We start from the raw sequence: 23,001 nt of genomic DNA, 5'->3' as shown, positions 1-23,001 counted from the left end.
GCCTGCCGCTTCATTGCCCCGCCACTTTCAGGTAGCCTTAAGCCGTTCTCAATTATCCCGTCCGACACCCAGCATGAAAAAAACCGCATCCCGGCACACCCTCACCCTCCTCGCCGCCGCCCTGCTCGCCGCCTGCACCAGCCAAACCGAAACCCCCGTCGAGCCCATCAACGCCGACAGCAGCGGCGCCGTACAGCTGCCCGGCAGCCGCCGCAGCGACTCCGAAGACAAAGTACTGGCCGACTACCAGCTCTTCCAATCCGCCCAAACCGCGCTCAAACAAAACGACGGCAGCCAGGCCGCCCAATTCCTTGCCCAAGCCCAGCCCAGCGCCATGGCCGACAGCCTGCGCAACCAATGGCTCAAACAGCTCGGCCGCAACGGCCAGTGGCAACAGTTTGCCCAACAATACAGCCTCCTCAAACCCACCGCCCGCGATAAAGAAACCCGCTGCTACGCCGCGCTGGCCGGCCTGGAAAACCAAAACGCCGCCGAAGAAGCCCTAGCCGAGCTCGGCCGCCAGCCCGAAGGCTGCAACCGCCTGCTCGAACAGCTCGCCGCCCAAGGCAGGCTGCCCGCCGATGCCGCCTGGCGGCGCGTGCGCGGCCTGTTGTCCAACAACCAAATCACCGATGCCCGACGCCTCGCCGCCGCCCTCGGCTCACCCCTGCCTGATCCCTTAAACAGCGCCATGCCCGACAGCCAGGGCGGCCGCGAAGCCTTGCTGCACAGCGTGACCGGCCAAAACGCCCGCAAGCAGGCCGATGCAGCCGAGCGCCTGCGCAGCCTCGCTCCCAGCCTCAGCCCCGCCCAAACCGGCTTCGGCTGGGCCGTTCTCGGCCACCACCACGCGCTGAACCAGCGATTCCCCGCCGCGCTCGATGCCTTCAAGCAGGCCGACCGCAGCCAGCTCAGCCACAGCCAATGGGAATGGTACGCCCGCAGCGCCCTGCGCCTCGGCCGTTGGCAAGACTTGCAAAACATCATCGCCGCCATGCCGGAAAAACTGCGCGCCGACCCCGCCTGGCAATACTGGCTCGCCCGCAGCCTGGCCGCCAGCGGCGACAATACCCAAGCCCAGCAGCACTACCGCCAGGCCGCCGCCTCCGGCCGCAACTTCTACGCCCTGCTCGCCACCGAAGCTCTCGGCGGCAAAGTGGACACCCGCAACAACGCTGCCACCCCCGGCAGCAGCCAAACCGCCCAAGTGGCCGCCGACGGCGCCGTTGCCCGCGCGCTCACCCTGTTCCGCGCTTCCCAGCGCAGCGGCGATTGGGACATGCGCAAACAAGCCCAAGCTGAGTGGCGCTACGCCGTAGACGGCTACAACGAGCCCGCCCTGCTCGCCGCCTCCAAGCTCGCCCACGATGCCGGCTTCTACGAAATGGGCATCTACGCCGCCGATAAAACCCACAGCCAAATCAACTACAACCTGCGCTACATCTCCCCCTTCCGCGACAGCGTAACCCGCTATGCCGCCCAAGCCAACGTTGATCCCGCCTGGGCCTACGGCATCATCCGCCAGGAGAGCCGCTTCATGATCGGCGTGCGCTCCCGCGTGGGCGCCACCGGACTGATGCAGGTGATGCCCGCCACCGCCCGCGAAATCGCCGGCAAAATCGGCATGGACCCCGCCGAGCTGCACAGCATCGAAGGCAACATCCGCATGGGCACCTGGTATCTGGGCGACGCCCGCAACCGCCTCGGCAACGAAGTGCTCGCCACCGCCGGCTACAACGCCGGCCCCGGCCGCGCCCGCAACTGGCAGGCCGCCACCCCGCTGGAAGGCGCCGTATACGCCGAAACCATCCCCTTCGACGAAACCCGCGACTACGTCAAACGCGTGATGGCCAACGCCACCTACTACGCCAGCCTCTTCAACGAGCCGCACACCTCGCTCACCCGCCGCATGGGCACCATCCCCGCACGCTAGCAGCGCAAATCAAACCGGTTTCAGGCAGCCCCATCACGAAGAGGCTACCTGAAACCGTTTTCCCATGCCCATGCCGACACCCCCGAATATCCGGCAGATAAAATTTCAGGTAGCCTCAAGCAAACAACAGGCTACCTGAAAAACATCAGCTTCTGCAAAGCCAGACTTCGGCCTCAGCCCGCCCTGCGCTTCAACGAACCCAAATAAATCGCCACCAGAGTCAGCCCCGCGCCCGCCCACTGCCAGCCGTTAATCGGCTTGCCCAGCAAGAAATAATCAATCAGCAGCGCCGCCACCGGCTCCGACAGCAGCAGCAGCCCTGTAACCGACAGCGACAGCAGCGGAATCGCATAAGCAATCAAACCCCAAGCAAAACACTGCATCACCACCCCATACACCAACACCAGCCCCACATCGCGCCAGCCCGCCGGATACAGCGCCCCGCCGTCAAACCACAAAGCCGGCAACACCAGCGCCGCCGCCCCGCCTGCACTCAGCACCATCATCATCGGAAACAGCGCCACCCGTTCCACCTCATGCGTTTTACGCACAAACACCATCGACAGCGCCAACATCGCCCCCGACACCGTCCCGCTCACAAAACCCCACACCGCCCGGCCATTATGGCCAAACTCCGGGCTGCCGATCAGCGCCACCCCCGCCACCGCCAGCAGCAGGCTCGCCACCTGCAGCCTATTCAGCCGCTCGCCGTAAAACGCTACCCCGATCGCCGACAAAAAGAAAATCTGCAAACTATTGAGCAACGTGGAAATCCCAGGGCCCACCGCATGGATACTCTCATGCCACAGCGCCAAATCAAACGCCAGGAACACCCCCGCCAGCAAAGCAAAACACACCGCACGCCGGCTCTGAGGCAGTTTCTGCCCAAAACGCCGCATCAGCAGCCAAAACACCGGCGCCGCCACCAGCAGCCGCCAAAACGCCACCGCATACGGCCCCACCTGCACAAACTTCACAATCAGGCTGCCCAGCCCGAACACCACGCAGCCCACCAGCAACAGCGGCACTGCATAATTCTGCTTTCCCATTCATCGCCTCACACATCAAAAACAACACAGGCCACCTGAAATTTTTTCAGGTAGCCTGAAACAGCGCCGCATTATAGCCAAATCCGCACCCGAAAGAAGCCTTGGCAAAAAACTTTAAACCCATACTCTGTCGCCCAACCATGCCAGCTGCCGCCTCATTCCGCTTTGGATTTACCCGCCGCGCTTCTGGCACCAATTTGGTCTTTCAGCCCCCCTTTTTTTCAGGTAGCCTGCCTGCCCGCCGCACCCTGCCCCATCATCTCCTCATACAGCGCCAGCTTGCTTTCCAAAAATGCCTGATGCGCCGCCAGCTCCCGCTGCCGCGCCAACAAAACATCGCGGTGCGCCCGCAGCAGCGCGTGGCGCGCAGGAACAGTGGCCTCGCCCTGATGGCGCAGCCGTGCATATTCCTTGATTTGCGCCAGCGGCACGCCCATCTCCTTCAGGCGCAAGATGAAGCCCACCCACTCCGCATCTCGGCTGCCATACGCTCGGCGGCCCAACGCATCGCGCTCCGGCCGCAGCAAGCCTTCTTTTTCGTAATAACGCAGCGTGTGGATGGAAAGCCCGGTTTGTTCGGAAAACTGTTTAATCTGCATTGAAAACCTTTGCCCTAGAGTGCACTCCATGGTCTAAGCTGCCCGTGCAATTTTGCAAAATCATTGTTAGATAGGAGCAATCATGTTAAAAAACAGCGAATTGATCAAATGCGGCCTGAACACCCTAAATGCCATCGACGGCGCACAGGGTGAAGCCGTGATGAACGCATTATCCGGCATCGCCCCCGATTTGGGGCAATACATCATCGGCTTCGCCTTCGGCGAAATCTACAACCGCCCGCATTTAAACGTGCAGCAGCGCGAATTGCTTACCTTGGCCGCGCTGGCCGCACAAGGCGGCTGCGAAAACCAGCTGCGCGTGCACATCCACGCTGCCTTAAACGTCGGCCTCAACCGCGAGGAAATCGTAGAAGCCTTCATCCATTGCGTGCCGTATTTGGGCTTCCCGAAAGTGTTAAACGCGGTATTTATTGCCAAAGAAGTTCTTTCCGAACAAGATGATAGTTGAACCTTCCTGTTGTCAGGCTACCTGAAAACACGGCACGGCCCAAAGCTTGGCTCACCCAAGCCAAACCGGCAGCAAAATCCTCCTTCCCCCTTTTCAGGTAGCCTTCCCGATTGGCCAAAGGCTACCTGAAAAACAGTCAGCACATCGCCGCATGGCTGTTTAATCCCCGGTTCGGCAGAAATAATGCTCCTGCTTCACAGCGCATCGGCCAGCCAATCGTAGCACTGCTCCCACAGCAGGGTTTCCTCCGGCTTTTCCCTACCCGAGAGCAAGGCCTGCTCAAAAGATTGGCGGAACACGGCACGGGTGTGCGGGCTGGCAAACCAGGCCGAAAGCTTGCCGACAAACTGTTCGCGCTGGGGCAAATGCTCGGGCAGATAGCAAACCTTCCCCCAATCGGCATCATTACTGCCATACGGCACTTTCAGATACAACAGGACAAACTCGCGCAATGCGCCGATTTTGGATGCAGATTGCGTCCACAAGGTAAGCAGCTCATCAGTTACATCCAAACTGGCAAATTGAAACATGGTAAGCCATACGGGGAGGCAGCCCTCATAGCGCGGGGCTGCGATTTGTTCGGCAAACCAAGCGGCGGCAAAGCAGTGCAGCCAGCGGATTTCGGCTTCTGGCCAACATTCGGGTAGGTTGCAGCACAGCTTGTCCAGCAGTCCTTCATCGGTGGGGCGCACACCTTCATCATTTACCAGCGCCTGCAAAATGCGCGGCAGAAAGTGCTTCATATCGCGCGCGGTGGCGGCTTTGTTGGCCAACGGCACGCTGCTCAGATAGCAGAAAAGGTTATCGGCAGGAATCTCGCGCAGCGGGTAGCTCAGCAATTCGCGCTGGCCATCTTCCGGTGAGCAGCTTTCACAGGTGCAGATGTTGAGCGGGAAATGCGCTTGGTAGGGTGCGAACAGTTGGTAGGCTTCTTCGATGAATTTTTGCATCAGGCTTGGCTTTCGGCGTGATTGGATTTTTCAGGTAGCCTAAGCGGTTTGGTATCCGATATGCGGCTACCTGAAAATTATTATAGCTGGATGCCATCCGGATTTTTCAGGTAGCCTTTTTGCCGCGCAAACAAAACGCAGGCTGTTGCCAGCCTGCGCTCGTTCTGCAGTTGCGGTACGGCTTAGTGCACGTCTTTCCAATATTCCTTTTTCAGGAAATAGGCCAAGGGCAGCAAAACGGCAAACAGGAACAGCAGCACGCCGTAGCCGATTTGCTTGCGTTGCAACTGCGCGGGCTCGCCCATGTACACCAGATAGGCCACCAAGTCTTTGCTGTATTGGTCGAATTCTTTCTGGCTCACTGTGCCGTTGGGCAGACGGCGGCTGTGCAGGCCGGTAGACTCCCAATACAGTTTGGGCACCAGGTTGCCGTGTTCGTCTTTCTCCATCACGGGCTGGCCTTTATCGTCCAGCTCCACGGCGCGCACGCCCTGCTGCTCCCACAAGGGGTGCGGCATGCCGACTTTGTCGAACACGAGGTTGTTCCAGCCGGTGGGGCGGGTCGGATCTTTGTAGAAGCCGCGCAGATAGGCATACAGATAATCGGCACCGCGCGAACGGGCAATCAGCGTGAGATCCGGCGGCTCGGCGCCAAACCAGCGCTTGGCGTCTTCCGGGTTCATCGAAGAATGCATCACATCGCCGATTTTATCGGTGGTGAACATCAGGTTTTTGCGAATTTCGTCTTCGCTCAAGCCCAAATCCTGTAGGCGGTTGTAGCGCATGCCGCTGGCCGAATGGCAGGAAAGGCAGTAGTTGGCGAAAATCTGCGCGCCGTGCTGCAAGCTCACTTGATCGCCCAAATCGATGTCCACATGCTCATAATTGCCGCCGCCGGCAGCATAGCTGCTCAAAGGCATAGCCAAAATCAGCGCGGCAAACCAGTTTTTCCATAATTTTTTCATTTTGCCGCTCCCGTTAAATACTGCCAGCAAACAGATAAGCACCCACCAATGCAATTGCAGCATACACGAAGAACATAATCTTCTGGCGCGTGGTGCTCATGGTAACGCGTTCCGGAACTGCCTTGTCCGCATTCAGCTTGGTATTCAGCAGCGTGCTCACGAAGAAGAACGCCATATACAGCACGGAGAACACGCGGATAATCAGCGTTTGAATCTGGAACGGATCGGCAAAGAACAGGCGGGCAAGCAGATACAGGTCATAAATGCTCACCAAGAGGGCAATCAGATACACCCCGCCCACCCAGCCGGCGGCAAACAAGGCAGCCAAGGGCTGAGCGCTCATCTTCTGCTTAAACGCGGCCAAGCTCGGACGCTCCGGGCTGGTGTAAATCGGCATGCCGAGGAAAAACAGGAAATAGAAAATCGTAAATGATTGGGCAATTTCCGTTCTCAAATCCGTGGCCACCTGCGCACCCAAAATGCCCAAACCGATAAAGGCAATCAGGAACAGTACCAGCATGGTTTTGAAGGTGGTGTTACGGTAACGCACGGATTTTACCGGCGAGCGGTCAAGCCAGGGCAGCAAGGCAATCAAAACCACCGCCGCACCCATGCCGATCACACCCCACACCTGTGTGCCGGCGAAAGAAGGAATGGCACGCAGAATGGCGTAGAACGGGGTGAAATACCACACCGGTGCGATGTGCGCCGGGGTTTTCAGCGAGTTGGCCGGATCAAAGTTCGGCGCTTCCAGGAAGTAGCCGCCGCCTTCAGGCGCGAAGAACATGATGGAGCAGAATACAATCAGGAACACCACCACGCCCAAAATATCTTTCACGGTGTAATACGGATGGAAAGGGATGCCATCGAGCGGGATGCCGTTTTCATCTTTCAGCTTTTTGATTTCCACGCCATCGGGGTTGTTGGAACCGACCTCGTGCAGCGCAATCAAGTGCGCCACCACCAAGCCCACCAGCACCAGCGGCACGGCAATCACATGCAGGGCGAAAAAGCGGTTCAACGTCACATCGGACACATTGAAGTCGCCACGGATCCAAGTGGACAAATCCGGGCCGATCACCGGAATCGCACCAAACAGGTTGATGATCACCTGCGCGCCCCAGAACGACATCTGCCCCCAAGGCAGCAGGTAGCCCATAAAGGCTTCCGCCATCAATGCCAGGAAAATCAGGGCACCGCACACCCACACCAGTTCGCGCGGTTTTTTAAACGAGCCATAAATCAGGCCGCGGAACATATGCAGATACACCACGATGAAGAACATTGAAGCGCCGGTGGAGTGCATATAGCGGATAATCCAGCCGCCCGATACGTCGCGCATGATGTATTCCACAGCAGTGAATGCGGCCGGCAGATGGTATTGGTTCAGATTGCCGTCGGGCTTGTAATTCATGGTCAGGAAAATGCCGCTGACGATCTGAATCACCAGCACCAGCAAGGCCAGCGAACCGAAGAAATACCAGAAATTGAAATTTTTCGGGGCGTAATACTCGGTTACGTGTTCCTTCATCATTTTAGACAGGGGGAAGCGCGCGTCCACCCAGTCTAGCAATGCTTTGGCTTTATTATTGGTTTGGTTTGTCATTGTATTTTCCCCGGTATCAGCTGTCTTCGCCCACGCGGATGGTGGTTTCAGACAGATATTTATAAGGAGGAATCACCAGATTGGTGGGCGCCGGCACCCCTTTATACACACGGCCGGCCAAGTCGAACTTGGAGCCGTGGCACGGGCAGAAGAAGCCGCCTTTCCAGTTTGCGCCCAAATCGGCCGGAGCCAAATCAGGGCGGAAGGTGGGCGAACAGCCCAAGTGGGTGCAAATGCCGATGGCCACCCAAATATTGTCTTTGCCTTTGATGGAGCGTAGAGGATTTTGGCAGTATTCCGGCTGCTGGTCTGCCGCTGTGGAATTGGGGTCGACCAGCTGGCTGTCCAGCGAGGCCAAATCCTTGATCTGCTCAGGCGTGCGGTTGAGTACCCAAATCGGTTTACCGCGCCATTCTGCCGTAATCAGCTGGCCTGCCTCGATTTTGCTCACGTCGATGTCAATCGGCGCACCGGCCGCCTTGGCCTTTTCCGAAGGGAAAAAGCTGGCGACAAAAGGCGTGGCCGCGCCTACTGCGGCCACACCAGCCGCTCCGGCAGTGGCCAACACCAAAAAGCGCCGCCTCTCCTGATTGATTTCTTGATTATTCATTACTCAATCATCCTAATACTGTAAAAATACCGAAATACTGCAAATTCCGCAGCAGCGCGATTTTACCTTAATCTAAATCAACACTTAAAGCAATTTTTGAAATAACGTAAAGTTCTGTCTGATAGAGGCTGTTGCAATAATGGCAAATAAGGCATGAACGCCAACTATTTATCATGAATAAAGCCTGGCTTTCAGGCTACCTGAAAATTATTGCCGCCCAATCTTGCCCGTTCACTTGCCTGGCAACTGCGCGTGTTTTCCCGCCACTTGCACATAATGCGCCGCCGAATACGGCAGGAAAGCCAGCTCCTCCGCCGTGAGCCGCCGCACCTGTTTCACCGGCGAGCCCACATATAAATAGCCGCTCTCCAGCCGTTTGCGCGGCGGCACCAAGCTGCCCGCCCCAATCATCACATTGTCTTCAATCACCGCATCATCCAACACAATGCTGCCCATGCCCACCAGCACGCGGTTGCCTATGGTGCAGCCGTGCAACGTAACATGGTGGCCAATGGTACAATCCTCGCCGATGGTCAGCGGCGAACCCTCCGGCTTGTCAGCCGTTTTGTGGCTCACGTGCAGCATCACATGATCCTGGATATTGCTGCCCCGCCCCACGCGGATACGGTTCACATCCCCGCGCAACACGGCAAACGGCCACACCGACACCTGCCCCGCCAGCTCCACATCGCCAATCACCACACACATCGGGTCGATATAACACCCCGCCCCAATCTGAGGCACGAAATCCAAATAAGGTCGGATATTGCTCATGAGACACTCCTTTCCCTCATCAATTTATCAAAGCCCCGAAGGCTACCTGAAAACTGGGTAGCGGCATAGCCGGCACACTCACAATATTTTTCAGGTAGCCTCACTCCCGCAGAAACAGACCAATCAAACTGCCAACCTCTGCCTTCCATCAAGGCTACCTGAAAACGAAGTTCAAACCCCGCCGCACTTTTCAGGTAGCCTGCCCTTGTGAAAAACCGCCCCGCCCCTATCTGCCCCCATCATCCATCCAACCGCACAGAGGAAACCCCGTGAACACCCTGCTCCACCTCGGCGACCAGCCGCAATTCGACCAAATCCGCACCGAACACATCAAACCCGCCCTGCAAAGCGCCATCGCCGAAGCCCGCCAAGCCATTGCCGCCGTCAAAGCCCAAGCCAGCGCCAGCTGGGGCAACACCGTCGAACCGCTCACCAGCATCACCGAGCGCGTCGGCCGCATTTGGGGTGTCGTCTCCCACCTCAACTCCGTGGCCGACACCCCCGAACTGCGCGCCGTGTATAACGACCTCATGCCCGAAATCACCGTATTCTTCACCGAAATCGGCCAAGACATCGAGCTCTACGAGCGATTCAAAACCATCAAAAATTCCCCCGAATTCGCCCGCCTCAGCCCCGCCCAGCAAACCAAGCTCAATCACGACCTGCGCGACTTCGTCCTCAGCGGCGCTGAGCTGCCCCCCGAACAACAGGCCCAATTCGCCGCCCTGCAAACCGAAGGCGCCCAACTCGCCGCCAAATTCTCGCAAAACGTGCTCGACGCCACCGACGCCTTCGCCCTCTATTTTGACAGCGCCGAGCCCCTCGCCGGCCTGCCTGAAGACGCACTGGCCATGTTTGCCGCCGCCGCACAGGCCGAAGGCAAAAGCGGCTATAAAATCGGCCTGCAAATGCCGCACTACCTCGCCGTAATGCAATACGCCGACAACCGCGAACTGCGCGAACAGGTGTACCGCGCCTACGTCACCCGCGCCAGCGAACTTTCCGATGAAGGCAAATTCGACAACAGCGCCAACATTACCCGCCGCCTTGAAATCACCCTGCAAGAAGCCAAACTGCTGGGCTACGCCAACTACGCCGAGCTTTCCTTAGTGGCCAAAATGGCCGATTCACCCGCACAGGTGCTCGATTTCCTGCACGACCTGGCCCGCCGTGCCAAACCCTTCGCCGAAAAAGACCTGGCCACCGTGCAGGCCTTCGCCCGCGACAAACTGTCCATCCCCGAACCCCAACCCTGGGATTTGGCCTACGCCTCCGAAAAACTGCGCCAGGCCGAATACGCCTTCTCCGAAACCGAAGTAAAAAAATACTTCCCCGTAGGTAAAGTGCTGGCCGGCCTGTTTGCCCAAATCAAACGGCTCTACGGCATCGACTTCGCCGAGCAAACCGTGCCCGTGTGGCACCCCGACGTGCGCTATTTCGAGCTCTCGCAAAGCGGCGCGCCCATCGGCGGCGTGTACATGGATTTGTATGCCCGCGAAGGCAAACGCGGCGGCGCCTGGATGAACGACTACAAAGGCCGCCGCCGCCTGCCCGGCGGCCAAATCCAGCTGCCCACCGCCTACCTCGTATGCAACTTCACCCCGCCCTCAGGCGGCAAAGAAGCCCGCTTGAGCCACGACGAAATCCTCACCCTCTTCCACGAAACCGGCCACGGCCTGCACCACCTGCTCACCCAAGTGGACGAGCTCGGCGTATCCGGCATCAACGGCGTGGAATGGGATGCCGTGGAGCTGCCCAGCCAGTTTATGGAAAACTTCGTGTGGGAATACGATGTGCTGCGCGACATGTCTGCCCATGAAGACGACGGCGCGCCGCTGCCGCAGGAATTGTTCCGCAAAATGCTGGCCGCCAAAAACTTCCAGCGCGGCATGTTCCTCGTGCGCCAAATGGAATTCGCCCTCTTCGACATGCTGATTTACAGCGAAACCGATCCCGCACGCCTGGCCGGCTGGGCGCAGGTGCTCGACGATGTGCGCCGCGAAGTGGCCGTGGTGCAGCCGCCCGAATACAACCGCTTTGCCAACAGCTTCGGCCACATCTTCGCCGGCGGCTATTCGGCCGGCTACTACAGCTACGCCTGGGCCGAAGTGCTCAGCGCGGATGCCTACGCCGCGTTTGAAGAAAGCGGCGACGTGGGCGAATGCGGCCGCCGCTTCTGGCAAGAAATCCTCGCCGTGGGCGGCTCGCGCAGCGCAGCCGAATCCTTCCGCGCCTTCCGCGGCCGTGCGCCCAGCATCGATGCCCTGCTGCGGCACAGCGGGTTTGATACAGAAGCGGCTTAGACTTTGATTTGAATAGTATTCAAACAAAGAAAAGGCTACCTGAAAACGAGCTTCGCGAATTTCTGCGCAGCTAAATTTTCAGGTAGCCTTTTTTCAGGCAGCCTCAATGCCCGTGATGGCAACCGCCGCTGTGATGAGACTGCATGGCTTCGGCGGCTTGGGCGTCGGCGTGGTAGCTGGAGCGGACCATGGCACCGATGGCGGCGTTGGTAAAGCCCATGGCGTAGGCTTCGCGCTCGAACTGTTTGAACATGTCGGGGGTAACGTAGCGCAACACGGGCAGGTGGCTGTTGCTGGGCTGGAGGTATTGGCCGACAGTGATCATTTCGATGTTGTTGGCGCGCATGTCGCGCATGATTTCGCGCACTTCGTCGTCGGTTTCGCCGAGGCCGACCATGATGCCGGATTTGGTGGGGATGTGGGGCATCATTTCTTTGTAGCGGCGCAGAAGCTCGAGCGAATGCTGGTAGTTGGCGCCGGGGCGGGCTTGTTTATACAGGCGTGGATGGGTTTCGAGGTTGTGGTTCATCACGTCGGGCGGGGTTTGGGCGAGGATGTCGAGCGCGATGTCGAGGCGGCCGCGGAAGTCGGGCACGAGGATTTCGATTTTGGTGTGTGGGCTGCGTTCGCGGATGGCGGTGATGCAGTCGGCAAAGTGCTGGGCGCCGCCGTCGCGCAGGTCGTCGCGGTCTACCGAGGTGATGACGACGTAGCGCAGGTTCATAGCGGCGACGCTGGAGGCGAGGTGTTGCGGCTCTTCGGCATCGAGCGCGTTGGGGCGGCCGTGGCCGACGTCGCAGAAGGGGCAGCGGCGGGTGCAGATGTCGCCCATGATCATGAAGGTGGCGGTGCCGCGGCTGAAGCATTCGCCGATATTGGGGCAGGAAGCTTCTTCGCACACGGTGTGCATTTTTTGGTCGCGCAGGATGTTTTTGATTTCGAAAAATTTCTTGCCGGTTGGCAGCGGGGCGCGGATCCAGTCGGGCTTTTTCAGCTTCTGTTCGAGCGGCACGACTTTAATCGGGATGCGGGCGACTTTGGCGGCGCCTTTGTGTTTCACGCCGCGGGCGTTGTCTTGCTTGGTGATGTTTTCGGTGGTCATGTGGGTACCTTTGCTGTGTTTTGGTGTGATGTGCGGGTTTCAGGTAGCCTAGCTGGCTGTGATGAGGCTACCTGAAATTGTATTTTCCTTGCTTGAGTTTCGCAGAAACCCGTTTTCCGTTTCCCCTGCCTTGAAGCCGCAGCCCTGTTTCAGCTTTGTTGAAACTCAGCCTTGCTTTACAAGGCATTGTTTTAGCTTCGCAGAAACTCAGCTTCCTGCGGAAACATCGTTTTCAGGTAGCCTCAGCTGCTGCTGCAAATGAGCGGTCAGCTTGGCGGCCACGTCGTCCACGCTCGGGGCGGGCTGCACGAAGTCGGCGATTTGGGTCATTTCCAGCCCGGCATAGCCGCAGGGGTTGATTTGGTGGAAGGGGCTCAAATCCATGTTCACATTGAGCGCCAGGCCGTGATACACGGCGCCGCGTTTGATGCGCAGGCCGAGCGAGGCGATTTTTTTGCCGCCCACATACACGCCGGGGCGTTTCGGGTCGGCGGCGGCGGCGATGCCGTATTCGGCCAGGGTGGCGATGATGCTGTTTTCCAGGCGGCTCACCAAATCGCGCACGCTGATTTTGCGGCGCTTGAAGTCGATGAGGGTGTACACCACCAGCTGGCCGGGGCCGTGGTAGGTGATTTGGCCGCCGCGGTCGATCTGCACCACGGGGATGCTGCTGTGCACCAAGAGGTGCTCGGCCTTCCCGGCCATGCCCTGCGTGAACACGGGCGGATGCTGCACCACCCAGAGCTCGTCTTCGGTGCGCTCACTGCGGGCGTCGGTGAAGGCTTCCATGGCGTGGAAAATCGGGCTGTATTCCGCCAAGCCGAGCTGAACGACTTTCATCACAGCACCACTTTCACCATCGGGTGGGAGGTGAGTGCGCGATAGATATTATCAAGCTGCTCTTTGTTTTCGGCATTCAGGGTAACGGTAACGCCCTGATAGTTGCCCTTGCTGCTTTCGCGGTGCTGCAAATCGTGTTCGGCAGTGTCCGGCGCGTGCTGCTGCACGGTTTCAAGCACTTTGGCGGCGAATTCAGGATGTTTTTCGCCCATCACTTTCACGGAAAAACGGCAGGGGAATGCCAACAGGGTTTCGGGTTTGCTATCGCTCATTTATCTTCTCCAAACGGCTGCCGGCGTGCGGCGGCAGTCCGATACAGTCAGGCTGGCATTTTACTGGAAAACACCCGGCTTGAACACACGCGGCACGGCCGGCGGCTGGCGCGGATACCCGTATTTTTAGGCGGGTTATCGCGCTGTTTGGCACAGGGTGAAAACCATTTTTCAGGTAGCCTCAAGCCGCATCCCCTACGCACCAGAGGCTACCTGAAAACAAAAGCGGGGAAATACCGGGCCGCGCTGCCGCCGATCTGTTCATTTCGCTGCCGTTCACATTTTCAGGTAGCCTGCCTGCCCCGCCGCGTGCAGAATAATCCCCTTATTCACAATCGCTTGAATGCTTTCCTGCCCGCGCCTGCCAGAAAAACGCCGCCTGCACCGTCTAAGGGTTATCGCTGCATCAGCCAACTCCTAGAAACACGCCATGTTGAAAAAAATGCTACTCTTCCTTTCCGCCGCCATTCCCGCCGCCCTCATCATCGGCCTAATGGCGCCCAAGATCATCGCCCAACCCAAACACGGAGCCCAAACCATGCCCGACACCACCTTCGCCGCCCGCCTCTCCACCCTGCACACCCCGAGCGGCACGCCCGTGCGCACCCTGCTCCGGCCCGGCCGCCCCACCCTGGTGAAATTCTGGGCCAGCTGGTGTCCGCTGTGCCTGAGCGAGCTGCAAAGCACCGCCGAATGGCAGCAATCTGCCGAATTTTCCGGCGAGCACGCCCGCGCCAACCTGATCACCGTCGCCTCGCCCGGCTTCCTCGGCGAAAAGCCGGAAGCCGAATTCAAAGAATGGCTTGCCAAGCTCGACTACCCCGGTTTTCAGGTAGCCATCGACGACGGCACACTGGCCAAGACCGCCGGCGTGGGCGTGTATCCCAGCTGGGTGCTGCTCTCCGCCAACGGGCAAATCCTGCGAGTGCACAAAGGCAGCCTGCCGCGCGAGCAAGCCCTCGCCCTGCTTGACAACCCCGATGCCGACCTCGCCGCCGCGACCGTGCAGCCGCACTACACCGATGCCCAAGGCAGCCCCCGCGCCGCACACACCCAAACCATCTATCTGGCCGGCGGCTGTTTCTGGGGCGTGGAAGCCTATATGCAGCGCCTGCCCGGCGTGGTGGACGCCGTATCCGGCTACGCCAACGGCCGCACCGCCCATCCCAGCTACGAAGACGTGATCCACGGCAGCGGCCACGCCGAAACCGTGAAAGTGGACTATGACCCCGCGCGCATCAGCCTGCCCGACCTGCTGCGCTACTACTTCCGCGTAATCGACCCCACCTCACTCAACAAACAGGGCAACGACCGCGGCCGCCAATACCGCACCGGCATCTACTACACCAACCCCGCCGACGCCACCGTCGTCCGTGCCGCCCTCCAAGCCGAACAGCGCAAACACAACCGCCCCGTCGTGGTGGAAGCCCAGCCCCTGCAACACTTCTACCCCGCCGAAGCCTACCACCAAGACTACCTCGCCAAAAACCCGCACGGCTACTGCCACATCGACATCCGCCTCGCCGACCAGCCCCTCGAGCCCGCCGACAGCAGCAGCCCCGCCCCCGCCAAAGGCTTCGATCCCGCCGCCTACCGCAAGCCCGACGACGCCACCCTGCGCCGCACCCTCACCGACGAGCAATACCGCGTCACCCAGCAAGGCGACACCGAACGCGCCTTCAGCCACCAGTATGACCACCTCTTCGAGCCCGGCCTGTATGTCGACATCGTGAGCGGCCAGCCACTGTTCAGCAGCCGCGACAAATACCAATCCCACTGCGGCTGGCCCAGCTTCACCCGCCCCATCGCCCCCGCCGCCGTTACCGAGCACGACGACTACAGCTATCACATGCACCGCACCGAAGTGCGCAGCAGCGCCGCCGGCTCCCATCTCGGCCACGTCTTTCCCGACGGCCCCAAAGACCGCGGCGGCCTGCGCTACTGCATCAACGGCGCCAGCCTGCGTTTTATCCCCGAAGCCCAAATGCAGCAGCAAGGCTACGGCAGCTATTTGAAAGATTTGCACTAAACACCATACAGCATGGAAAAGGCTACCTGAAAAATTCAGGCAGCCTTCCGCCAACAGGCCGCTTAGGCCGGCCACAAACACCATCACAAAGCAGAAATAGAGAGAAACCCAACTTGCGCAGACCTCTGCAAAGGCAGGCACCCCGCCTGCCTCTTTTTTTGCCTACCCAAGCTTATCTGCCAAGCCATCCCGCAGTCTCCCGGCAGCAGCGCATGGCCACCCGCCCCAATCGGCACTTGCTCCTGCCTGCCAACCTTTCAGGCAGCTTCTTTCAGACATAGGGCTACCTGAAAACCGTAAACGCCAAAAAAGCCCAAATAACCGCAGCAACATTTCAGCAGGAAATTCCCGGCACAGCCAAGCCGCAAAATTTTCAGGTAGCCGCCAAGAAACAGCAGGCTACCTGAAAACATCACGGAAACCAGCCGGTTGCAGCGGCCGGCCAAGCAGCGTGAAGCACAGCGGGGCTAGCCCGCCAAATCGTTTTCAATCTCCTTCAACACCCGGGCGGGAATCCCGCCCACCACGCAGTTGTCGGGCACATCTCTGTTCACCACCGCGCCGGCGGCGATCACCACATTGCTGCCTATGGTGATGCCCGGCAGGATGGTCACGTTGCCGCCAATCCACACATCGCTGCCAATCACCACCGGCTGCGCGATGCCGAGCTTGGCGCGCCGGCCTTTGGGCGACAGCGGATGCCCCACCGTGGTGATCAGCGTGTTCGGCCCGATCATCACATAATCGCCGATGGTAACGCGTTCGATATCGAGGATGGTGCCGTTGTAATTCATCAGGAAGTGGTCGCCAACATGGATATTCTTGCCGTTGTCGCAGTTGAACACGGGCAGGATGTTCGGCGACACGCCCGCCGAGCCGAGCAGTCCGCGGATTGCCTCCTCGCGTTTTTCCTGATCCAATACGCTGATTCCGTTCAGCTTCTGGCAGGCCAGCACCGCATCCAGTTTTAATGCGTTCACTTCCACATCGGTAAAATCATACGGCAGCCCCGCCCTCAGCTTTTCCAGTTCGCTCATCGCCATTGCCGGCTCCTTCCGTTATATCCGTTGATAAGGCTTCCTGATTATACCCTCGCCGCATGAATGGGAAAGCAGTTAAAGGCTACCTGAAAATCCCATAAAGTATAGTGAATTAAATTTAAACCAGTACAGCGTTGCCTCGCCTTGCCGTACTATCTGTACTGTCTACGGCTTCGTCGCCTTGTCCTGATTTTTGTTAATCCACTATATTTTGATCCTGCGGCAAACATGCTTTTCATCCGCTTTGGCCGTGGGGAAGCTTAGCTTTTCAGGTAGCCCCTGTATGCATTGTCCCGCCCGGGCAAACAAAAAAGCAGCACGGAGCGCCCATGCTGCTTTTGTTCCGGTTGTGCCGGCTAAACCTGGCCGGCCATTTCTTCCGCCAACTGTGCCTGTTCCTGCTGTTCGTGGAACTGCATGCGATATAGGTCAGCATAACGCCCGCCGCGCGCCAGCAATTCGGCGTGTTTGCCCTGCTCCATGATGCGGCCTTCGTGCATCACCACGATGTTGTCGGCCTGCTCGATGGTGGAGAGGCGGTGCGCCACCACCAAGGTGGTGCGCTGCTGCATGAGTTTGTCGAGCGCGGATTGCACCAGGCGTTCGGATTTGGTGTCGAGCGCGCTGGTGGCTTCATCCAAAATCAGGATGGGCACGTTTTTCAGCAGGGCGCGGGCAATGGCGATGCGCTGGCGCTGGCCGCCGGAAAGTTTGAGGCCGTTTTGGCCGATTTCGGTTTGTAGGCCTTGCGGCATGGCGGAAATGAATTCCCAGGCATTGGCTGCTTTGGCGGCGGCTTCGATGGCGGCGGGATCGGCATCGAAACGGCCGTAGGCGATATTATCGGCCACGGTGCCGTTGAACAGCACCACGTCTTGGCTCACCAGTGCCATCTGTTCGCGCAGGGAGGCCATGCTGTATTCGCGGATGTCGCGCCCGCCGATGCGCACTTCGCCGGCGATGGGGTCGTAGAAGCGCGGCAGCAGGTTGGCCAGTGTGGTTTTGCCGCAGCCGGAGGCGCCCACCAGCGCCACCACGCTGCCGTTGGGAATGCGCAGGCTGATGTTGTCCAAGCTGTTGCGGGCGGCGTCTTCGTAGCAGTGGGTGACGTTCAGCAGCTCGATGTCGCCGGTGTTGGCGCTGAGGGTTTCTTTGCCGTTGTCCGGCTCGGTGGGCTCGTCTAAAAAGCCGAACACGCTCTCGGCGGCGGCCAGGCCGCGTTGCAGCGATGAGGAAATGCCGGTCATGCGCTTGATGGGGTCGAACATCATCAGCATGGCGGAAAGGAAAGACATAAAATCGCCGGCACTGAAGGAATCGGAAGCGGCGCGGGCGGCGGCCAAATAGAGGATGGCGGCCAGGGCGGTGGCGATCATCAGCTGGGTGATTGCCGTGCTGAAGGAGTTGGCGGCGGTTTGCTTCACGCCGTTGCGGCGCACGTTGATGGCGGTTTCGTCGAAACGGTTTTTCTCGTGTTCCTGCCCGCCGTACACTTTAATCACGCGCTCGCCGGTGATGCTTTCGCCCAGCACCTGCGTCATCTGCCCGGCATACTGCTGGCTTTCGCGCGAGAGCTGGCGCAGGCGCTTGCTCACCTGCCGCACGCACCAGGCCAGCACGGGAATCATCACAAGTGTGATGATGGTGAGCTGCCAATCCAGATACAGCAGGAAAAACAGCAAGCCCACCACGGTGATGCCGTCTTTCGCGGTAACCGTTACCACATTAAAGCCGGCTTCGGTAATCTGGCTGGCATCGTTCATGATGCGCGACATAATCCGCCCGCTGCCGTGTTTGCTGTAATAGCCGGCGGGCAGGCTGAGCATTTTGGCAAACATTTCGCGGCGGATTTGCTGCACCAGGTGGCCGGAAAGATAGCTGGTGCTGTATTCGTTGATGAAGTTGAAAATGCCGCGGATGATGAACAGCCCGATGATTGCCAGCGGCACCCAGCGCATAGCGGCCAGGTTTTTCTCCACAAAGCCTTCGTTAATCAGCGGTTTGAGCAGCCAGGCGAAAATCGGCCCCGTGGCCGCCACCACAATCATGCCGAGCACGGCCAAAGAAAAAATCCGCAGATAGTTTTTCAGGTAGCCGAACAGGCGGCGGTAGAGCACCCAACTGCTTTGCGTAGAAGGAGAGGACATGCTTATCCCTGCTGGTGAAAGTGCCGAATTGTAAAACAAAATCCGGTGCCCAACAATGCGGCCGCTGGCAGCTTTACCCGATTTGCCCTTCCCCGCAAAAGGCTACCTGAAAAATCCCGGCGGCCCGCCAACGATTAACTTTTGATTTACCGCAATACTCCGCTTTTCAGGTAGCCTCATTCCCCGCCGATCGGGGCTTTAAGCCAGCAAAAAACAGTAATTTGAGCTACAATACCGGCCAGTTTGTTTCAGCCGCGCCGCATGCCGGCAGGCGATTTCCGTTTCAATCTTTGTTCAATCGTTTTCAAGTTAAGGAGCCCAGCATGTTTTCCAAGAGCGTAACCATCAAACAATACGATCCCGAACTGGCCGCCGCCATCGCCGCCGAAGAAGCGCGCCAGCAAGACCATGTGGAGCTGATTGCTTCCGAAAACTACGTCAGCTGCGCCGTGATGGAGGCGCAAGGCAGCCAGCTCACCAACAAATACGCCGAAGGCTACCCCGGCAAGCGCTACTACGGCGGCTGCGAACACGTCGACGTGGCCGAACAGCTCGCCCTCGACCGTGTGAAAAAACTCTTCGGCGCTGCCTATGCCAACGTGCAGCCACACTCCGGCTCCCAGGCCAACCAAGCCGTGTACACCTCCGTGCTCAAACCCGGCGACACCATCCTCGGCATGAGCCTTGCCCACGGCGGCCACCTCACCCACGGCGCCTCCGTAAACATTTCCGGCAAGCTCTATAACGCCGTCACCTACGGCCTCGACGAAAACGAAGTGCTCGACTACGCCGAAGTGGAACGCCTCGCCCTCGAACACAAGCCCAAAATGATTGTGGCCGGTGCCTCCGCCTACGCCTTGGAAATCGACTGGGCGCGCTTCCGCGAAATCGCCGACAAAGTGGGCGCCTACCTCTTTGTGGATATGGCACACTACGCCGGCCTGATTGCCGCCGGCGAATACCCCAGCCCCGTGCCCTATGCCGACTTCGTGACCACCACCACCCACAAAACCCTGCGCGGCCCGCGCGGCGGCGTGATCCTGTGCCGCGACACCACCCACGAAAAAGCGCTCAACTCCGCTATTTTCCCCAGCCTGCAAGGCGGCCCACTGATGCACGTGATTGCCGCCAAAGCCGTGGCCTTCAAAGAAGCCCTCGCGCCCGAGTTTAAAGAATACGCCAAACAGGTGAAAATCAACGCCAAAGCCATGGCGGAAGAATTGGTAAAACGCGGCCTGCGCATCGTGTCCGGCCGCACCGAAAGCCATGTATTCCTGGTAGACCTGCGCCCGAAACACATCACCGGCAAAGCCGCCGAAGCCGCGCTGGGCAAAGCCATGATCACCATCAACAAAAACGCCATCCCCAACGACCCGGAAAAACCCTTCGTCACCTCCGGCATCCGCGTGGGCAGTGCCGCCATCACCACGCGCGGCTTCAAAGAAGCCGACGCCCGCAAGCTCGCCAACCTGGTGGCAGACGTACTGGAAAAACCGGAAGACGAAGCCAATTTGGCGCGCGTGGCCAAAGAAGTGAAAGTCCTGTGCGACAAATATCCGGTGTATGGCGCATAAGGATGAGTTAGGCAACACCAAGCCGGCTGGAAACAGCCGGCTTTTTTCTCGCCACCTTTACGCCCGCACAATTGAGGCTACCTGAAAATCCAGCCTCGGCACAGCAAAACATCTTCCCCACCAAGCCAAATAATTTTCAGGTAGCCACATCAGGCTACCTGAAAATACAAAATCCAATTTTTTTCAATCTATTAAATCAGCAAACATCCCTTCCCCATTTTCAGGCAGCCTCAAGCAGGCTACCTGAAAATGGATTGGCGCCGCCCGAAAACAGACACAACGCCTTCCTGCCGGCCAAACTATTATTCATGCGCTGCAAACTCCTCCGCCGCCAGCGGCTGCCGCCCGAGCAGCTCGGCGAAGGGTTGGCTACTGGCACAAGCGCCTTGTTGCAGCAGGGCCAAACTGCCCGCGCTAATCATGCCGTTGCTGAACAGATTGGCCAGCGGCAGCACGGGGCGGATCAGCGGCAGCGGGATTGGCAGGATGCGCGGCGGCGGCCGGCGAAACAGGGTTTGGCGCAGGATGGCGAGGTAGGTAGCCAGGGTAAACGCTCGGCTGCCCGCCATGTTCACCACCGCACCGTGCGGCAGGCTGCTGCCGGGCAATTCCGCCAGCCCATGCGCCACATCGGCCGCATGCACGGGTTGTATCTCAAAACGGCCTCCGCCGGGCAGGGGGAGCACGGGCAGGAGGGCGAGGCAGATAAACAGTTCGCAGCTCGCGCCGCCGCGCCCATACACCAGCGAGGGGCAGGCAACCAGCACGCGCATCCCGCCCGCGCCGCCGATGCGGCACACGGCTTCGTCGCCGCGCCCTTTGCTGCCCACGAAAGCCACGGCGTGCGCCGGATGGGCGCCGAGCGCGGAAAGCTGCACCCAATGCCGCACGCCTGCCTGCGCCGCCAGCCGTGCCAACAACGCGGGTGTGCGGCAATGGATGGTTTCCAACACCTCGGCGCGGCGGCTCATCACGCCGGTGCAGTTGAACACGGCATCGCAGCCGCGCATCAGGCGGCGGGCGGCGGCCTCGCTTGGGTGCAGATAGTTGAAATCGTGGCGGGGCGGGGTGTGCACAGTATGGCCGCGCTGGCGTAGGAAATATGCAGCACGCCGGCCGATAAAGCCACTGCCGCCGAAGAGGAGGATGTTCATAATAGATTGATGAACCTTGATTTTATTTTTAGCTTCGCAAGACATTGGCACACTGCGTTGAAGCTGGCGCTTTAGCTTCGCAGAAACTCAGCCTTACTTCGCAAGACATCGTTTTCAGGTAGCCTTTAGCGGGCTGGAGGCTACCTGAAAATTATCGCAGTACCCATTCGCCGTTGCCGCCCTCTATCACCAGCTCGCTCTCTTGCAGGGTGTAACCATCTGCGCGGCGGCGGGTTTCCATGCGGCGGATGCCGGCAAGCCAGGCTTGCGGTTGGGCGGCGGCCTGTTTGAGCGCGGCGTGGTTTATCCCCTCCGGGTATCGAGTGGTGCGGTATTTCTCCACCGGCAGCATATCGCGGCGGCGGATGAGCACGGCGCTCAATTCAACGCTGTCGTCGTAATCGCGGTATGCGGGGGCGTTGAGCCAGAGGATGTACGTGTCGTTGCACAGGATGCGGCTTTGGGCAAGCGGACTGCGGTATTTGTCGGAATAGATTTTGCCGTCGATTTGCAGCGGTTCGTGCAGTTTGAACGGGGCGCTGTATGGCTCGATGGGGCAGGCTTCGGCAAAGGTTTGCGCGGGGTTCGCGTCAAATGCGGCGGAGATATCGTTGTGTTTGGGTGTCTGCCACAGGCGCTGGATGGTTTTGCCATAATCGGGGTATTGCCCGAATTCCATGCGTTTCACCGGCGCCTGCCACAGGGTTTGGCCGCTTGCTTTTTGGATAAATTGGATTTGTTCGCCCTGCTCGCCTGCTTTGGCGGGGCGGTAACCGTAGCGGTAATCGGCGGGCTTTTCGGCGGGGGTGATGGAGAGGATGCCGTCTTCGTGGAAGTATTCCTGTATCAGGTAGCCCTGGTAGATGAAGCGTTTGGGCGGGTGATATTCTTTGAGGCTACCTGAAACGAAAGTCAGGCGGTTGTCATCAGAAATCTCCAGCCCGCCCAACCATTCTGCGGTGCCGTTATCGGGCGCGGGCAGGGATTGCGGCGGCTCGATATAAGGCAGCGACGAGGGCAGCATAAAGGCGAACACGGTGCCGACGGGGAAATATTGTCCTTGCTGCTGGGTATTGGCGGCATAGTATTGCCAGCGGCCGAAGGCGAACAGGGAAAAGATAATCACGGCGGATACTTTCGCCCATTTTTTGCAGGCGCGGCGCAGGGCTTCGGGGGAGTTTTCCGTGATGGCCGCCAAGCGCATCAGCCACAACGCGGCAAACCACAACAGCGCGCCCCAGCCGACTGAGGCAAACTCGTGCCCCATCATCAACACAGGCATCAACGGTATCAGCAGGGAGAAGCAGGCAAACACCATGCAAAACCACGAGACAACCATCGGCTCTTTGCCCCGCAGCAGTTGCACAGCCGCCCACCAATAAAACAAATTGGCATAACCCGCCAGCGCAGGCAACATGCCCACCGACATCCCCAGCCAGCCGAAAGCAATGCTGGCATACATGATGGCCAAGCCGATCTGCCCGCCCACCGCAGGCAGGGACAGGGAAAGGATATACAAGGCAAGGGAGAGGGCAATCAGCCGTTTTTTGGTATTCATCGTTTCCTCCGATCGGTTTCCATATTT

General features: G+C 59.2%; 19 protein-coding genes. 5 read left to right on the top strand and 14 right to left on the bottom strand.

Translation table 11 applies throughout. From position 1 onward, the window contains the following. Positions 1-73 precede the first annotated feature (73 nt). Positions 74-1,933: a lytic transglycosylase domain-containing protein gene (locus H9Q10_RS11300; RefSeq protein WP_197904080.1), complete on the top strand. Its 1,860-nt coding sequence runs from the start codon at positions 74-76 to the stop codon at positions 1,931-1,933. Between the two features lie 173 nt (positions 1,934-2,106). Here H9Q10_RS11300 and H9Q10_RS11295 read toward each other — a convergent pair whose 3' ends face one another. Together H9Q10_RS11295 and H9Q10_RS11290 are read right to left on the bottom strand one after the other, a co-directional pair. Continuing rightward, positions 2,107-2,982 (bottom strand): DMT family transporter, encoded by an 876-nt coding sequence (locus H9Q10_RS11295; RefSeq protein ID WP_197904079.1) that lies wholly within the window; start codon positions 2,980-2,982, stop codon positions 2,107-2,109. A 221-nt stretch (positions 2,983-3,203) separates the two neighbouring features. Then, a complete protein-coding gene (locus H9Q10_RS11290) occupies positions 3,204-3,581 on the bottom strand; it encodes a MerR family transcriptional regulator (RefSeq protein WP_197904078.1) in 378 nt (125 codons plus the stop codon). Between the two features lie 82 nt (positions 3,582-3,663). Between H9Q10_RS11290 and H9Q10_RS11285 the strand changes: the two genes are divergently transcribed. Next, positions 3,664-4,050: a carboxymuconolactone decarboxylase family protein gene (locus H9Q10_RS11285; RefSeq protein ID WP_197904077.1), complete on the top strand. Its 387-nt coding sequence runs from the start codon at positions 3,664-3,666 to the stop codon at positions 4,048-4,050. A 194-nt stretch (positions 4,051-4,244) separates the two neighbouring features. On the opposite strand, the gene H9Q10_RS11280 is transcribed toward H9Q10_RS11285, so the two are convergent. The 5 genes from H9Q10_RS11280 to H9Q10_RS11260 all read right to left on the bottom strand — a co-directional run bounded on the left by H9Q10_RS11280 (position 4,245) and on the right by H9Q10_RS11260 (position 8,955). Continuing rightward, positions 4,245-5,000 (bottom strand): hypothetical protein, encoded by a 756-nt coding sequence (locus H9Q10_RS11280; RefSeq protein ID WP_197904076.1) that lies wholly within the window; start codon positions 4,998-5,000, stop codon positions 4,245-4,247. Positions 5,001-5,182: 182 nt separating this feature from the next. Continuing rightward, positions 5,183-5,965, bottom strand: a complete 783-nt coding sequence (locus H9Q10_RS11275; protein ID WP_197904075.1) for a cytochrome c1 — start codon at positions 5,963-5,965, stop codon at positions 5,183-5,185. 13 nt (positions 5,966-5,978) lie between these two features. Beyond that, positions 5,979-7,571 carry a cytochrome b gene (locus tag H9Q10_RS11270; RefSeq protein WP_197904074.1) on the bottom strand — a complete coding sequence of 531 codons (1,593 nt, stop codon included), beginning with the start codon at positions 7,569-7,571 and terminating at the stop codon, positions 5,979-5,981. A 16-nt stretch (positions 7,572-7,587) separates the two neighbouring features. Further along, a complete protein-coding gene (gene petA, locus H9Q10_RS11265; RefSeq protein ID WP_197904073.1) occupies positions 7,588-8,181 on the bottom strand; it encodes a ubiquinol-cytochrome c reductase iron-sulfur subunit in 594 nt (197 codons plus the stop codon). Between the two features lie 231 nt (positions 8,182-8,412). Beyond that, positions 8,413-8,955: a gamma carbonic anhydrase family protein gene (locus H9Q10_RS11260; RefSeq protein ID WP_197904072.1), complete on the bottom strand. Its 543-nt coding sequence runs from the start codon at positions 8,953-8,955 to the stop codon at positions 8,413-8,415. 269 nt (positions 8,956-9,224) lie between these two features. Between H9Q10_RS11260 and H9Q10_RS11255 the strand changes: the two genes are divergently transcribed. Next, positions 9,225-11,258, top strand: coding sequence for a M3 family metallopeptidase (locus H9Q10_RS11255; RefSeq protein WP_197904071.1), 2,034 nt, complete (start codon positions 9,225-9,227; stop codon positions 11,256-11,258). Positions 11,259-11,361: 103 nt separating this feature from the next. Here the strand turns inward: H9Q10_RS11255 and lipA are convergent, their stop codons facing one another. The 3 genes from lipA to H9Q10_RS11240 all read right to left on the bottom strand — a co-directional run bounded on the left by lipA (position 11,362) and on the right by H9Q10_RS11240 (position 13,472). Next, entirely contained in the window at positions 11,362-12,360 is a 999-nt protein-coding gene (lipA, locus tag H9Q10_RS11250; RefSeq protein ID WP_197904070.1) for a lipoyl synthase, read from the bottom strand. 207 nt (positions 12,361-12,567) lie between these two features. After that, a complete protein-coding gene (gene lipB / locus H9Q10_RS11245) occupies positions 12,568-13,200 on the bottom strand; it encodes a lipoyl(octanoyl) transferase LipB (protein ID WP_197904099.1) in 633 nt (210 codons plus the stop codon). Continuing rightward, entirely contained in the window at positions 13,200-13,472 is a 273-nt protein-coding gene (locus tag H9Q10_RS11240) for an HP0495 family protein (protein WP_197904069.1), read from the bottom strand. The genes lipB and H9Q10_RS11240 overlap by 1 nt, the downstream gene beginning before the upstream one ends. Before the next feature lie 430 nt (positions 13,473-13,902). On the opposite strand from H9Q10_RS11240, the gene msrAB reads away from it, so the two are divergent. Next, on the top strand, positions 13,903-15,501 hold the full coding sequence (msrAB, locus tag H9Q10_RS11235; RefSeq protein WP_238480196.1) for a bifunctional peptide-methionine (S)-S-oxide reductase MsrA/peptide-methionine (R)-S-oxide reductase MsrB: 1,599 nt from the start codon (positions 13,903-13,905) through the stop codon (positions 15,499-15,501). A 467-nt stretch (positions 15,502-15,968) separates the two neighbouring features. Here the strand turns inward: msrAB and H9Q10_RS11230 are convergent, their stop codons facing one another. Further along, positions 15,969-16,544, bottom strand: a complete 576-nt coding sequence (locus H9Q10_RS11230; RefSeq protein ID WP_197904068.1) for a sugar O-acetyltransferase — start codon at positions 16,542-16,544, stop codon at positions 15,969-15,971. Positions 16,545-16,897: 353 nt separating this feature from the next. Beyond that, on the bottom strand, positions 16,898-18,688 hold the full coding sequence (gene msbA / locus H9Q10_RS11225; RefSeq protein WP_197904067.1) for a lipid A export permease/ATP-binding protein MsbA: 1,791 nt from the start codon (positions 18,686-18,688) through the stop codon (positions 16,898-16,900). Between the two features lie 323 nt (positions 18,689-19,011). Between msbA and glyA the strand changes: the two genes are divergently transcribed. Beyond that, entirely contained in the window at positions 19,012-20,262 is a 1,251-nt protein-coding gene (glyA, locus tag H9Q10_RS11220; RefSeq protein ID WP_197904066.1) for a serine hydroxymethyltransferase, read from the top strand. A gap of 302 nt (positions 20,263-20,564) precedes the next feature. Here glyA and H9Q10_RS11215 read toward each other — a convergent pair whose 3' ends face one another. Both H9Q10_RS11215 and H9Q10_RS11210 read right to left on the bottom strand, forming a co-directional pair. Continuing rightward, complete coding sequence (locus tag H9Q10_RS11215; protein ID WP_197904065.1) at positions 20,565-21,416, bottom strand: NAD-dependent epimerase/dehydratase family protein; 852 nt, start codon at positions 21,414-21,416, stop codon at positions 20,565-20,567. Positions 21,417-21,567: 151 nt separating this feature from the next. After that, on the bottom strand, positions 21,568-22,974 hold the full coding sequence (locus tag H9Q10_RS11210; RefSeq protein WP_197904064.1) for a Yip1 family protein: 1,407 nt from the start codon (positions 22,972-22,974) through the stop codon (positions 21,568-21,570). Between the last annotated feature and the right edge of the window lie 27 nt (positions 22,975-23,001).

It is taken from the genome of Eikenella glucosivorans, from assembly GCF_016025525.2.
Taxonomy (GTDB): Bacteria; Pseudomonadota; Gammaproteobacteria; order Burkholderiales; family Neisseriaceae; genus Eikenella; species Eikenella glucosivorans.
Note: the sequence above shows the minus strand (reverse complement) of the source record. Positions and strands in the feature narration are given on the sequence as shown.